Genomic DNA, 13894 nt, shown 5'->3' with positions numbered 1-13894 from the left:
AACGTGCTAAAAGAAGTACTCATATCGTGTTTAACATGCTTAGGTTGTTTGGCTTATGCCCAGCAACCTAAATTTACTATTGATGGCAAGGCACAGGGTACATCTTATCACATTCAATACTATGCGTCAAATTCTATCGTTTCTAAAATACAGATAGATAGCGTGCTGCAGGTGATTGACAAATCAATGTCCCTATATGATGATCAGTCGCTCATCACATCTTTTAACAAGACAGAGAGACTTTTGAAATTAGACGAGCACATGACAAAGGTGGTGAAACGTTCGTTTGATTTATACCGCATGTCAGATGGTATTTTTGATATAACCGTAATGCCTTTGGTAAATTTGTGGGGGTTTGGTCCAAATCGAATTCACACATTTCCTGAACGCCAGACAATTGATAGTATATTGCAATTTGTGGGCATGGATAAACTGGTTTTAAACGACAATATGCTAACGAAGAGTGACGAAAGAGTACAGGTAGATTTAAATGGAATAGCGCAGGGATATTCAGTGGATGTAATTGCTCAATTTTTGGATGGTAAGGGAGTTGAAAGCTATTTGGTTGAATTAGGTGGCGAAATAAAGGTAAAAGGTTATAAGGATGTTAACATACCTTTTGAGATTGCTATCGAAAGTCCGCAGAACGGAAAATATTCGAATGTTATACTGCAATTGACGGATAGGGCAGTGACCACATCTGGAAATTATAGACGGACATTTGATTTGGAAGGACGTCGGATCCATCACCATATAAATCCACAGGACGGCTACCCCATACAAAATAACGTAGCCAGCGTCACAGTTATAGCACCTACAGCTATGGATGCAGATGGGTATGACAATGTATTTTTGGCAATGACACCGGAGCAGGGAATAGAGCTAGCAAACAGACTCGAAGACATCGACGTCTATATTATTTATCAGGATGAAGATCGGTTTAAAGAAGCTTTTTCAGCAGACTTTCACCGATATATAAAAAATAATTAACCGATTAAATTTAAATAGAATGAAACGAGCAGATTTTATAAAAAGTGGTGCAGCGTTTATTGGAAGTACAACTATTTTAGGTAATGAAATTATGGCAGCAACAAAACAAAATAAAGAAGGAGATACCTTCCAATTAGATTATGCCCCGCATCAAGGCATGTTTTCGGCAACAGCCGGTAAAAACTTTGTTGATGAAATCAAGTACATGCATGAATTGGGATTCCGTAGTATTGAGGACAACGGTTTACCTACTAGACCAGTAGAAGAACAAACAAAGATAGGAGAGACCTTGGCCAAATTAGGTATGCGCATGGGCGTATTTGTTGTGCCTAAAGGAGGTAACGGAGCTAATACTTTGGCCGCCGGGAAACAGGAACATATTGATATTTTCTTGAAAGGATGTAAACAATCTGTGGAAGTGGCAAAACGGGTCAATGCCAAGTGGGTAACGGTTGTTCCTGGCGACTATCAGCGTAATCTGCCGATAGGTGTTCAAACGGCCAACGTGATCGAAGGATTAAAACGTGGTGCCGAGATTTTTGAACCACATGGTATTACTATGGTGTTGGAGCCATTAAGCGATACCCCAGATTTATTTCTTCGATATACGGATCAAACCTATGAAATATGTAAAGCCGTTGGAAGTCCATCTTGTAAGATATTATATGATGCATACCATCAACAAAAAAATGAAGGTAATCTTATCAATCTCATGAATATCTGTTGGAGTGAGATTGCATATATCCAGGTAGGCGATAATCCAGGAAGAAAAGAGCCCACTACAGGAGAAATCAATTATAAAAATGTATTTAAATGGTTGAAAGAAAAAGGCTATACAGGTATTGTGGGGATGGAACACGGAATGTCGAAATCTGGTGTGGAAGGCGAAAAGGCATTGGTCAATGCTTATCGGGAAGTAGACAATTTTTGAGTGAATTTATATAAAATAACGGAGAAGTAATATATTTATACAAAAATAAACCTATTATCAGATGTCAACATCCATAAGATTTAAGCTATCTTTTATGATGTTCCTCGAATTTTTTATCTGGGGAGCATGGTTCGTAACGTTAGGAACGTTCTTGATTCAAAACCTACAAGCTGAACCTTTTCAGATTTCCAACGTATTTTCGACACAATCATTAGGCGCTATTATTGCACCATTTATTATTGGTATGATTGCCGACCGTTATTTTAATGCGGAAAGAATCCTAGGTATTTTACATTTAATTGGAGCATTTCTCATGTTCCAGATGTATAAGGCGACGGATATAGCTACGTTTTATCCTTACGTTTTAGCATACATGATTCTGTATATGCCTACTTTGGCATTGGTTAATTCTGTATCCTTCAGGCAATTAACAAATCCCGAAACACAATTTTCGAGTATTCGGGTATGGGGTACTATTGGGTGGATTGTCGCGGGATTGGCTATTAGCTTCCTATTCCAATGGGATTCACCAGCGGGCGCACAACAGGGTGCTTTGCGGAATACCTTCTTGATGGCTGGCATCGCTTCGGCTGTATTAGGGTTGTTCTCTTTCATTTTACCAAAAACACCTCCAATAAAAGTGGATTCGGTAGAAAAGCCTTCGTTTGCCTCCATTATAGGATTGGACGCAGTCAAGCTATTAAAAGACAGGAACTTCTTAATTTTCTTTATTTCGTCTATCTTAATATGTATCCCGTTAGCTTTCTATTATTCCAACGCCAACCCATTCTTGGTGGAGATTGGTTTATCCAATGCGACAGGCAAAATGGCTATAGGACAAGTTTCGGAAGCGGTATTCTTATTATTGTTACCGGTATTATTTGTTCGTTTTGGTTTTAAGAAAACGATTCTAATCGGTATGTTGGCATGGGTAGTACGTTATCTTTTGTTTGCCTATGGAAATGCCGGTGACTTATCATTTATGTTAATTATTGGTATTGCGCTACACGGTATATGTTACGATTTTTTCTTTGTTTCGGGGCAAATTTATACCGATAGTAAAGCAGGCGTAAAGTATAAAAGTGCCGCTCAGGGATTGATTACGTTAGCGACTTACGGTGTGGGACAATTGATAGGTTTTTGGGTTGCCGGTTTTATTGGAGACAAATACCAAAGTATAAAGGAAACAGATGTAGCTGCATTTTGGCAACAAATATGGATTGTGCCAGCTGGTATTGCATTTGTTGTCATGATCTTATTCATGATTTTATTTAAAAATGAGAAAGTAGAGAATAAAACAGTATAAAAAACAAATTAAAAAAATAGAAAAGGTATGGCAGATAATGTTTATGATGCAATTGTCATCGGATCAGGCATCAGCGGTGGTTGGGCAGCGAAGGAGCTTACGGAGAAAGGGCTGAAAACCATCATGCTGGAGCGCGGGAGAAACGTTGAGCATATAAAAGACTATCACGCGAACAAAGATACTTGGGAATATCCGCATAGAGGAGGTCGGACCAAGCAAATGGAAAAAGATTATCCCGTATTGAAACGAGATTACCCGTTGAACGAGAAAAACCTGGATTTTTGGGTAAATGAAAAAGAGAGTCCGTATACTGAAGTTAAGCGATTTGACTGGTATCGCGGTTATCATGTAGGTGGTCGTTCTTTAATGTGGGGACGCCAGAGTTATCGTTTCTCCGATTTGGATTTTGAGGCAAATATAAAGGATGGACATGGTACAGATTGGCCGATTCGGTATGCTGATATTGCGCCATGGTATAGTTATGCAGAGAAATGGGCTGGTATTTCAGGTAATAGGGATGGTCTTGATGTGTTACCAGACGGTGATTTTCTTCCCGCGATGGATTTTAATGTGGTGGAGAAAGATCTAGCTGCTCGTTTGCAAAAAGAATACAATGGGAAGCGCCATTTTATTATGGGACGAACGGCTAATATTACAAGGCCTCATCACGGACGTGTAAATTGTCAATATCAAAACCAATGTTGGCTAGGTTGTAATTTCGGCGCTTATTTCAGTACACAATCTTCTACGTTACCTCCTGCAGTAGCGACCGGTAATTTAACCCTTCGTCCTTTCTCTATCGTTACGCGGATATTATATGATAAGGATACACAGAAAGCAACAGGTGTAGAAATTGTTGACGCAGAAACGAACCAAACCTATGAATTCCATGCAAAGGTCATCTTCGTGTGTGCTTCGGCATTCAACTCGACTTGGGTATTAATGAACTCCGCTACTGATGTTTGGGAAGGCGGTTTGGGAAGTAGCTCTGGTGAGCTTGGTCATAATGCTATGGATCACCATTTTCGTTGTGGAGCCAGTGGTACGGTAGAGGGGTACGAAGATAAATATATTTTCGGACGGCGGCCGACTGGTTTATATGTACCTCGATTTGTTAATGTACCTGGTGACGATAAAAAACGGGATTATGTACGTGGATTTGGGTATCAAGGGGCGGCAAGTCGAGGCAGATGGTCTGGTGAAGTTGCAGAAATGAGTGTTGGTGGTGATTGGAAAGATGCTATGCTGGAGCCAGGTAGCTGGAGTGTTGGCTTCGGGGCATTTGGAGAAATCCTACCGTACCACGAGAATAGAATCTATCTCGATAAGGATAAGAAAGATAAGTGGGGGTTACCTGTGTTAGCCATGGATATGGAGATCAAAGATAATGAATTAAAAATGCGTCCGGATATGATGGATGAGATGAAAGATATGCTAGAGAAAATAGGTGTTAAAAATGTCAGCACTTACGATAGTATCTATGGTTTCGGTCAAGGAATTCATGAAATGGGGACGGCACGTATGGGGACCGATTCCAAAAATTCTGTATTGAACAAACATAATCAGGTTTGGGATGCGAAAAATGTATTCGTAACTGATGGTGCGGCGATGACTTCGGGTGCTTGTGTCAATCCATCGTTAACATATATGGCATTAACAGCACGTGCGGTAGATTTTGCAGTTAGCGAGCTTAAAAAAGGGAATCTATAAATCAGCTTAACTAAATAAAGTATCACATCATGAAAGAAACAAATAGCTCAAGAAGAAATTTCATAAAAAATGCGGCTTTAGCTGCAGCAGGTTTTATGATTGTTCCTCGTCATGTATTGGGTGGAAATGGATTTGTTGCACCAAGTGACAAGTTGTCCATCGCTGGAATAGGTGTAGGTGGTAAAGGTCATGGCGACATTATGTCTTTTCACAAAAGCGGGAAAGCAGAAATCGCTTTTCTATGTGATGTAGACGATCGTCGCGCTGCAGGAGCAATAAAAAACTTTCCAAAAGCTAAATATTATAAAGATTATCGCGAGATGTTGGACAAGGAACATAAGCATATAGATGCTGTTTCTATTTCCACTCCGGATCATAACCACGCGATCCAAACATTAGCTGCGATGGAATTGGGTAAGCACGTCTACGTACAAAAACCATTGACACACGATGTCTGGGAAGCACGCGTGTTGACAGAGGCCGCAAAAAAATATAAGGTCGTGACTCAAATGGGAAACCAAGGAGCGTCAAACGACGGTCCACGGGAGATCCGAGAATGGTATGAAGCTGGATTAATAGGCGACGTACATACCATCTATTGTTGGACAGATAGACCGGTGTGGCCTTCTGGCATTCCTTGGCCAACTCAAACAGCATCGGTGCCGAAGGAGTTAGATTGGGATCTTTGGTTAGGAACGGCTCCCTATAAAGACTATATCGAAAAACTTGTACCGTTCAATTGGCGCGGTTGGTGGGATTATGGTACCGGAGCATTGGGTGATATGGGCTGTCATCTTCTAGAAGTGCCTTTTAGTACCTTAGGACTTCAATATGTACAAGATGTACAGGCAACTGTGGGTACTATCTATGTGGATGAATTCAAACGAGGCTATTTCCCAGAAAGTTGTCCGCCATCAAGCCACGTTACAATGACCTTTCCAAAAACGGAAAAAACCAGTGGACCGATTACTTTACATTGGATGGACGGAGGTATACAGCCTGCGCGTCCGGATGAATTAGAACCTAACGAAATTTTCGGTGATGGAGGTAACGGTATCTTATTTGTCGGTACAAAAGGAAAGTTGTTAGCAGATACTTATGGTGATAATGCCCGTTTGCTTCCAACTAGCCGCAAAGAAACCGTAGCACAAAAATATGCGCGTGTTCCGGGCAAAGCAAGCGGACACTATGCCCAGTGGGTAGAAGCTTGTATTGCAGGATATGGAAATATGGAAGTCAGCGCACCATTTGAGATTTCAGGACCACTTACCGAAGCTATTTTAATGGCAAACTTAGCTATTCGTGGGGCAGATCTTCAAGTAGATGGCAGGTTCCCAGGCAGAAATCTCAAGTTATTGTGGGATAAGGATGCCATGAAAGTAACCAACTTTGATCTTGTAAATCAGTTTGTGAAACGGGAATACCGTCAAGGGTGGGATATAAATTATAACATTTAATTTTAAGCAGATTAAAATGAATAGAAGAGAAGCAATTCAACGGGTCGCCATGCTAATAGGAGGGTCGGTTATCGGAGCCAACTTATTCCTAGAAGGGTGTACAAGACCCGCGACCAAAGAAGTGGCCGTGTTGTTCGAAAAGGATACGATGAATTTTTTGGGAGATCTTGCAGAAGCAATTTTACCTGAAACGTCAACTCCGGGTGCTAAAGAAGCAGGTGTAGGTGAGTTTATTCCGGTGATGATCCGGGATTGTTATGATCCACAGGACCAAAAAGCCTTCCTAGAAGGCTTAGATGGGGTAGATGAGCGGTCGAAAAAGGAATTTGGTAAAAAATTCCAAGAACTATCAAAAGACGAACAATTGCAGTTTGTCAATATGTTAGACAAGGAAGCTAAAGAATTCCAAAAAGAAAGAGGACAGAAGCAAAGTGAATTAGCCGAAGATGCAGAACCACTTCCAAATCATTTCTTTCACATGTTGAAACAAATAACATTGACCGGATTTTTCACATCTGAGGTTGGAATGACGAAAGCATTGCGCTATGTTAAGATTCCGGGTAAATATGATGGTAACTATCCGTATAAAAAAGGAGAAAGAGCATTCGCACCTTAATTAGGTACAGTTAGCAATTTTATGTAAGTTCAAATAAGCATCCAAATAGGGCAACCTTGTTTGGATGTTTTTTTTATGGTTATATAGTTGCAAATAAATGTTAAAAAGGAAGCAATAATGTAAATATTTTGTTGTTATGTATAAAACGTCAAAATCAAATATTTATATTTAGCTAAGACAGAAAACGAGATTATTTACATAAAAAATTGGGTATATGACGGCACAAATCATCGAAAAAGAACATATTGGAGATTATAAGATTATTCCAGCTGAAGTAGACAATACAGCTACGTTATATGACAAACTATGGGCAGCGCAGCGCCTAGGCAATGAGTTTAAATCCAAAACAACTATTGTTTTCCAAACGGAGGACGGGCCAAAACGGATTGAAACAACGGTATGGTCGTTGACGGAGCAGTATATTCAAATTAAGAACGGTGTACTTATTCCGTTGAAATCCATTATAAAAGTTGATTTCTAAATCATCTTTTCTTAAGCTTTTCCAAAGTGCCAGATTTTGGAAAAGCTCTAAAAATAGATACCATTTATGCAAAATAATATTTTGTTTAAAAAATAAAAACACTATTAATCAATGGTTTATGTTGCTTATGTAAATAATCCATGCATATGATATATATAAATACTTAAAAAACGTGAACACTGGACAAAATTTAATTTTGTTTTCAGTTAAACATAAATATAGTACGTTGTTTATCAGTTATATATATCTATTATAAGAATTATCTATTCATATCTATCATACGCTTCTATAAAGGTTTTACGCATAGACTTAAATTGTTCTACTACCTGGCTTATAAATGTCTCATCCAGAAGTTCAAATACGCCATTCACTCCGCCTATTACGTCCGTTTCTGCTAGCTTATAAGATTGTTCCAGCACACCCTGTTCAAACTTAATGATGAATTTTTGATTCATTGAAAAAATAGATATTTTGCAATCTGGATGAGGAAGTTCTGCTATTATTCTCATATTTTAAAAATTAGATAAAAATAAAGCTCCACAATTTTGGTTGTGGAGCTTTTGAATTTACACGAAATTGGGGATTAAACCAACCCTTGTGCTTTCATAGAAGCGCCTACTTTGATGAAGCCTCCAATATTTGCGCCTTTTAAATAATTAATATAGCCATCTTCTTCCTTGCCATATTTAAGACAAGTTTTGTGAATATTATCCATAATACCTTTTAAACGGGCATCTACCTTCTCTGCATGCCATTGCTGTCCGATAGAGTTCTGTGACATTTCAAGCCCAGAAACAGCTACGCCACCAGCGTTTGCAGCTTTTCCGGGCGCAAAGTGAATTTTAGCTTTATGAAATATTTTAATAGCCTCAGCGGTAGAAGGCATGTTAGCACCTTCTGCGACACATACACAACCTTGTTTAACAAGCTGCTTAGCATCTTCAGCATCCAGTTCATTTTGCGTAGCACAGGGAAGAGCGATATCGCATTTAAGATGCCATGGCGTTTTTCCTGCATGAAAAGAGGCGGCCTTAAATTTTTCTGGATATTTAGATAATTCACGCCCCAACGTTGTGACGTAGCTCAATTTCTCCAGTGTCAGTCCTTCTGGATCATGCAGTGTACCTGTGCTATTTGATAAGGAAATCACTTTAGCACCTAAATGTATGGCTTTCTCTGCTGCATAATAGGCAACATTGCCAGCGCCTGATATAGTGATCGTTTTTCCAGCGATTTCTTCATCTATATTTTCAAAAATACATTCGACGAAATAAAGCAAACCATATCCTGTCGCTTCCGGACGGATAAAAGAGCCTCCCCAGTGTTTGCCTTTTCCAGTTAATACGCCTGTGAAGTTATTTTGAATACGTTTATACTGACCAAACATATACCCGACCTCACGTTCTCCTACACCTATATCTCCAGCGGGAACATCTGTTTCCGGCCCGATATGGCGATATAGTTCCGTCATGAAGCTTTGACAAAAGCGCATAATTTCCATATTGGACTTGCCTTTAGGATCAAAGTCTGAACCGCCTTTTCCTCCACCAAGGGGTATCCCTGTCAAGCTGTTTTTGAACACCTGCTCGAAAGCTAAAAATTTTAGAATACTTAAGTTTACAGTGGGAGAGAAGCGGAGACCTCCTTTATAGGGTCCAATAGCACTATTCATTTGCACACGATATCCACGGTTTACCTGAACTTCATTTTTGTCATTTAACCATGTTACCCGGAAAGAAACAACACGCTCTGGCTCGACTATGCGCTCTAATATTTTTAAATCACTCCAAGTGGGGTGGCGCTCGTTAATATAAGGTATCAAATCTTCGGTAACTTCGGCAACAGCCTGTAAAAATTCTGGTTCGTTTGGATTTCTTTCCTCAACGTATTTAATAAACTTCTTAAAGTTAAGTGACATTTGTTATGAATTATAGTTATTATTTTCCCTCAGGTTGCTAATTTATTAAAAAAAATGAAGAACAGCGAATATTCATTAAAATAATACAAGGAGCAGGATGAATGATCGTATGAGGGGAGATTATATAATTTTCTATTTAACATAATGTCAATTATGGGTCATTATATAATATCTAGAATTTTGATTATTCAAAAAAAAGCGACACCTATGACGGCATCGCTTTTTGCATTCTTATGTATATATTAATTACGCTACATTCTCAATCATTAAAGCGCCAACGGTTAAATTCGTTCGGGGGTCAATTAAAATACCTTGAGAGTTCTCCGGAAAATCACGATTTAAATCAAAGACAACATCACCAGCGGCCTTAATCTCTATTTTGGCAATATCATTCAGCTGAATGTCTGTTTCATATTGCTTTTCCTGCGTATTCACATCAAATTTATAGAGAACGTCAGCCACCTTAACTTTAGTAACTGTCGTATGATTTTGTAGTAAATAGATTTGATTTTTATCCAAAGGTTTATTATCAAACCAGCATATATTTGCCTCAAAATTTTTTTCCGCCAATGGTGGCTGAGAAACAGCTACGAGGATATCTCCTCTTGAAATGTCAACATCGTCCGCTAAATGAACGATAATAGATTGTCCATTCTGTGCTTGATCCAATGGTTTTTCGGCTAATTCCAAGCTTTTTACCCTGCTCCTCGCTCCGCTTGGTAGCACCATAACCTCATCTCCTGTCTTTAGGCCATCGCCTAAAACACGCCCTGCATAGCCTCTATAATCGTGTAAATCATCTGTTTGTGGTCGTACTACCCATTGTACGGGAAAACGCCACGGCTGTGGCTTTTTATCTTCTATATTAACCGTTTCCAGATAATCTAATAAGGAAACTCCTTCGTACCAAGGCATATTCTCCGAACGATTTACGATATTATCTCCTTTTAACGCGGAAACCGGAATAAAATCCACATTTTCAAGTCCCAATCGGCTAGCCAGTGTTAGATAATCTGCTTTAATCTTTTCGTAAACAAATGGATCAAATCCAACCATGTCCATTTTATTGACACAAACGAGTACCTTCTTTAATGACAATAGCTTGGCAAGGAACGAATGACGCTTCGTTTGTTCAATAACTCCTTTACGTGCATCAATTAAAATAATAATCAACTCCGAATTTGATGCGCCGGTTATCATATTACGTGTGTACTGTATATGACCTGGTGCATCGGTAATAATAAATTTCCGCTTTTCTGTTTGAAAATATTTATACGCTACATCAATGGTAATTCCCTGCTCGCGCTCAGCTTTCAGACCGTCTGTTAATATCGCCAGGTCAACCGTTCCATCATTATTTTTTCGGTTGGCCTTTTTTATAGCCTCTAATTGATCATCTAAAATCGAATTGGTATCATATAACAATCTGCCAATCAACGTACTTTTGCCGTCATCTACAGAGCCTGCTGTTATAAATTTCAGTATATTCATTTCTCTCTAGCTTACTTCCTTAAAAATATCCCTGTTTTTTACGTTCTTCCATTGCCGCTTCCGAAACTTTATCATCCATCCTTGCGCCTCTCTCACTTACTGTTGAAGCCTTTATTTCTTCGATGATATCATCAAGTTCCGTTGCAACGGAATCTACAGCTGCTGTACAGGTCATGTCACCTACTGTTCTGAAACGCACTGATTTATGTTCTACAATATCTTCTCCGTCTATTTGTAAAAATGGTGCAGCTGCCATCCATTGTCCATTTCGTAATACCACATCCCGTTCGTGACTAAAATATATCGAAGGTAATGCAATATTCTCTCGTTTAATATAATTCCAAACGTCCAATTCTGTCCAGTTTGAAATTGGAAACACCCGAACATTCTCCCCTTTATGAATTTTTCCGTTTAGGATATTCCACAGCTCGGGACGTTGACGTTTTGGATCCCATTGTCCGAATTCATCACGTACAGAAAAAATACGTTCTTTTGCCCTAGCTTTTTCTTCATCTCTCCGAGCCCCACCTATACAAGCGTCAAAACCATACTTCTCGATTGTGTCCAAAAGAGTCACGGTTTGTAAAGGATTGCGGCTTGCATTTTTTCCTTTTTGCTCTATAGCTTTTCCTTGATCGATACTTTCCTGCACTAGTCCGACAATGAGTTTTTCGCCTAACTGCTCGACCAACCAATCTCGGAATTCAATCGTTTCCGGAAAGTTATGACCTGTATCAATATGTACTAACGGAAAAGGAAATTTTCCCGGGCGAAAAGCTTTTTTTGCCAAATGTACTAACGTTATCGAATCTTTTCCTCCCGAGAACAAAAGTGCAGGATTCTCAAATTGTCCCGCTACCTCACGCAGGATATATATTGCCTCCGCTTCTAAATGATCTAAATAATCCATTTTCTATTTATAATCTATTTACTGTTTATTGTGTAACATGTAGACCACATTCTTTTTTGCTTTTATCTTCCCACCACCATCTGCCGGCTCGGAAGTCCTCCCCTTTACGTATTGCCCGTGTACAAGGCTGACAACCTATACTTGGGAACCCCTTATCATGTAAGGGGTTATAAGGTATACCATTCTTTTTCAAGAAGCTTTCTACTTCTTCTAATGTCCAATGAAACAAAGGGTGTATTTTAATAATATTGTTTGCAGCATCCCATTCTACATTTTCCATGTCTTCCCGATTAGCGGACTGTTCAGCTCGGATACCCGTAATCCATATTTCAAATCCTTGTATGGCACGACGTAAAGGTTCTATTTTACGTATATGACAACATTCTTTCCGATTCTCTACCGATTCATAGAAGCTGGACGGCCCTTTTTCTGTGACCATTTTCTCTACAGCAGCGGTATCTGGATAATAAGCTTTTATCGGAAGCTTATATTTCTCGAGTGTCCTATTCCATACATAATATGTTTCCGGAAAAAGACGTCCCGTTTCTAATGTAAAAAGAGAGATTTCTTTTCCGGACTGTGCAATCAGATGTGTGATAACCTGATCTTCTATACCGAAAGAAGTCGAAAAAACCGTTCTTGAACCGTATTTTCGTTGCACATGCTCAACAATTTCTGCAGCGTTCAGGCCTTGTATTTCCTGCTTAATTTGTGCTATCATACGATTTCTTAACTAAAACATCTTTTGTGTGTGCATTTAAAGCACGTACCTTTTCTTGAAAGTCACCTTTTAAATTATCTCTTAGCTGTCCCATTAATTCCAGCGTTTCATCAATTTCTTCCGGAAGCAGCTCGTTGAGAAATTCTTTAAGTCGTTTGGCTATCGTAGGTGATTTACCATTCGTTGATATCCCGATTTTAAGATTACCCTTACAAACCACCGAACCCAAGTAGAAATCACATAATGTAGGTTTATCAGCGACATTCAATAAAATGTGATGTTTGCTGGCTAGCTGACGAATATGCGCGTTCAATGTCGTATTATTCGTCGCCAACATAATTAAATCTATATTGTTAATATCACTTTCGTCAAACAGTCGCTCTGACACGTCTATATTAGCTTTTCCTTTAACGAGCTTGTACACTTCGGGGTTGACTTCTGCCGCCACGATATGTACCTTGGCTTCGGGTGAATTGGCTAATATCGCTTCCAATTTTTCCAACCCCACGTTTCCAGCTCCTACCAACAGGGTTTGAAGCTGATGAAGTTTCACATATATGGGAAACAGTTCGTTCATTTAAAATTAAACAGTAAGTGACTGAAGTTCTTTTTTAATATTTTCAAACGCTTGGTGTTTAGCAACGACATCGCCCAAAACGATAATTGCAGGCACCCCCACTAGATTTCGTTCTGCCTCTTCTAAGATGTTGTCTATCCGTCCTAATGCAATGCGTTCATTTGGTAACGACCCATTTTGAATCAGCGCTATTGGCAATTGGCCTTTGCCATGTTGTTGATAAAAATCGACGATTTGTGCCAATTTAGCATATCCCATAAGGACCACAACAGTAGCACGGGTATGCACTGCCGACTGCAAGTCATCTGATAGACGCCCATCGGATGTAGAACCGGTAATCACCCAAAAACTTTCACTGATACCGCGATACGTTAGTGGAATCTGTTGCAATCCTGTCAGACCTAAAGAAGAAGATATACCGGGTATCACAGCCGTCGGGATATCAAATTGTCTGACATAATCAATCTCTTCTCCTCCGCGTCCAAATACAAACGGATCTCCCCCTTTTAAACGTACAACATGGCCATGCGTCAAAGCATAATCAACCAAGAGCTTGTTAATATAATCTTGCGAAGTGGATATACGTTCTGCCCGTTTCCCGACATAGATCAATGTACAAGATGGTTTGGCATACGATAACAGCTCTTCATTCACCAAAGCATCATACAGGATAACATCTGCTTCCCGTATAGCCTTTATCCCCTTCAAGGTAATCAAGTCGGGATCCCCCGGCCCTGCTCCTACCAAAGTCACTTTTGGTGCTATATGTTTATTTTCTTGTTGCAT

General features: G+C 39.4%; 14 protein-coding genes. 7 read left to right on the top strand and 7 right to left on the bottom strand.

The features are described 5' to 3' along the window. The first annotated feature begins 3 nt into the window (after positions 1-3). From H8B06_RS16560 to H8B06_RS16530, 7 genes are all read left to right on the top strand, one after another. A complete protein-coding gene (locus H8B06_RS16560; protein ID WP_190995327.1) occupies positions 4-990 on the top strand; it encodes an FAD:protein FMN transferase in 987 nt (328 codons plus the stop codon). A 19-nt stretch (positions 991-1009) separates the two neighbouring features. Beyond that, positions 1010-1921, top strand: coding sequence for a hydroxypyruvate isomerase family protein (locus H8B06_RS16555; RefSeq protein ID WP_190995326.1), 912 nt, complete (start codon positions 1010-1012; stop codon positions 1919-1921). Between the two features lie 61 nt (positions 1922-1982). Continuing rightward, positions 1983-3227 (top strand): MFS transporter, encoded by a 1245-nt coding sequence (locus tag H8B06_RS16550; protein WP_190995325.1) that lies wholly within the window; start codon positions 1983-1985, stop codon positions 3225-3227. 27 nt (positions 3228-3254) lie between these two features. Continuing rightward, positions 3255-4937 (top strand): GMC oxidoreductase, encoded by a 1683-nt coding sequence (locus H8B06_RS16545; protein ID WP_190995324.1) that lies wholly within the window; start codon positions 3255-3257, stop codon positions 4935-4937. A 29-nt stretch (positions 4938-4966) separates the two neighbouring features. Continuing rightward, positions 4967-6394: a Gfo/Idh/MocA family protein gene (locus H8B06_RS16540; protein WP_190995323.1), complete on the top strand. Its 1428-nt coding sequence runs from the start codon at positions 4967-4969 to the stop codon at positions 6392-6394. 16 nt (positions 6395-6410) lie between these two features. Then, positions 6411-7010, top strand: a complete 600-nt coding sequence (locus H8B06_RS16535; protein ID WP_190995322.1) for a gluconate 2-dehydrogenase subunit 3 family protein — start codon at positions 6411-6413, stop codon at positions 7008-7010. Positions 7011-7224: 214 nt separating this feature from the next. Then, positions 7225-7491, top strand: coding sequence for a hypothetical protein (locus H8B06_RS16530; protein WP_130140157.1), 267 nt, complete (start codon positions 7225-7227; stop codon positions 7489-7491). A 263-nt stretch (positions 7492-7754) separates the two neighbouring features. Here H8B06_RS16530 and H8B06_RS16525 read toward each other — a convergent pair whose 3' ends face one another. The 7 genes from H8B06_RS16525 to cobA form a co-directional block, all read right to left on the bottom strand. Then, positions 7755-8000: a hypothetical protein gene (locus H8B06_RS16525; protein WP_190995321.1), complete on the bottom strand. Its 246-nt coding sequence runs from the start codon at positions 7998-8000 to the stop codon at positions 7755-7757. A gap of 74 nt (positions 8001-8074) precedes the next feature. Beyond that, positions 8075-9409, bottom strand: coding sequence for an NADP-specific glutamate dehydrogenase (gdhA, locus tag H8B06_RS16520; protein ID WP_190995320.1), 1335 nt, complete (start codon positions 9407-9409; stop codon positions 8075-8077). Positions 9410-9655: 246 nt separating this feature from the next. Beyond that, positions 9656-10900 carry a sulfate adenylyltransferase subunit 1 gene (locus H8B06_RS16515; RefSeq protein ID WP_190995319.1) on the bottom strand — a complete coding sequence of 415 codons (1245 nt, stop codon included), beginning with the start codon at positions 10898-10900 and terminating at the stop codon, positions 9656-9658. A 19-nt stretch (positions 10901-10919) separates the two neighbouring features. Then, positions 10920-11810 carry a sulfate adenylyltransferase subunit CysD gene (gene cysD, locus H8B06_RS16510; RefSeq protein WP_190995318.1) on the bottom strand — a complete coding sequence of 297 codons (891 nt, stop codon included), beginning with the start codon at positions 11808-11810 and terminating at the stop codon, positions 10920-10922. A gap of 25 nt (positions 11811-11835) precedes the next feature. Then, the gene (locus H8B06_RS16505) at positions 11836-12531 is read right to left on the bottom strand and encodes a phosphoadenylyl-sulfate reductase (protein WP_190995317.1); all 696 of its coding nucleotides are present in this window, start codon (positions 12529-12531) and stop codon (positions 11836-11838) included. Then, positions 12515-13108, bottom strand: a complete 594-nt coding sequence (locus tag H8B06_RS16500) for a precorrin-2 dehydrogenase/sirohydrochlorin ferrochelatase family protein (protein ID WP_190995316.1) — start codon at positions 13106-13108, stop codon at positions 12515-12517. Before H8B06_RS16500 ends, H8B06_RS16505 begins: the two co-directional genes overlap by 17 nt. 6 nt (positions 13109-13114) lie before the next feature. Then, positions 13115-13894 (bottom strand): uroporphyrinogen-III C-methyltransferase, encoded by a 780-nt coding sequence (cobA, locus tag H8B06_RS16495; RefSeq protein WP_190995315.1) that lies wholly within the window; start codon positions 13892-13894, stop codon positions 13115-13117.

Origin of the sequence: Sphingobacterium micropteri (genome assembly GCF_014692515.1) — a bacterium.
Taxonomy (GTDB): domain Bacteria; phylum Bacteroidota; class Bacteroidia; order Sphingobacteriales; family Sphingobacteriaceae; genus Sphingobacterium; species Sphingobacterium micropteri.
This window is presented reverse-complemented; position numbering and strand designations above follow the sequence as displayed.

Bases quoted from the DNA above. Each gene is read 5' to 3' on its own strand.
- H8B06_RS16555 (WP_190995326.1), top strand. From the start codon at position 1,010: ATGAAACGAGCAGATTTTATAAAAAGTGGTGCAGCGTTTATTGGAAGT.
- H8B06_RS16550 (WP_190995325.1), top strand. From the start codon at position 1,983: ATGTCAACATCCATAAGATTTAAGCTATCTTTTATGATGTTCCTCGAA.
- H8B06_RS16545 (WP_190995324.1), top strand. From the start codon at position 3,255: ATGGCAGATAATGTTTATGATGCAATTGTCATCGGATCAGGCATCAGC.
- H8B06_RS16540 (WP_190995323.1), top strand. From the start codon at position 4,967: ATGAAAGAAACAAATAGCTCAAGAAGAAATTTCATAAAAAATGCGGCT.
- H8B06_RS16535 (WP_190995322.1), top strand. From the start codon at position 6,411: ATGAATAGAAGAGAAGCAATTCAACGGGTCGCCATGCTAATAGGAGGG.
- H8B06_RS16530 (WP_130140157.1), top strand. From the start codon at position 7,225: ATGACGGCACAAATCATCGAAAAAGAACATATTGGAGATTATAAGATT.
- H8B06_RS16525 (WP_190995321.1), bottom strand. From the start codon at position 8,000: ATGAGAATAATAGCAGAACTTCCTCATCCAGATTGCAAAATATCTATT.
- gdhA (WP_190995320.1), bottom strand. From the start codon at position 9,409: ATGTCACTTAACTTTAAGAAGTTTATTAAATACGTTGAGGAAAGAAAT.
- H8B06_RS16515 (WP_190995319.1), bottom strand. From the start codon at position 10,900: ATGAATATACTGAAATTTATAACAGCAGGCTCTGTAGATGACGGCAAA.
- cysD (WP_190995318.1), bottom strand. From the start codon at position 11,810: ATGGATTATTTAGATCATTTAGAAGCGGAGGCAATATATATCCTGCGT.
- H8B06_RS16505 (WP_190995317.1), bottom strand. From the start codon at position 12,531: ATGATAGCACAAATTAAGCAGGAAATACAAGGCCTGAACGCTGCAGAA.
- H8B06_RS16500 (WP_190995316.1), bottom strand. From the start codon at position 13,108: ATGAACGAACTGTTTCCCATATATGTGAAACTTCATCAGCTTCAAACC.
- cobA (WP_190995315.1), bottom strand. From the start codon at position 13,894: ATGCAACAAGAAAATAAACATATAGCACCAAAAGTGACTTTGGTAGGA.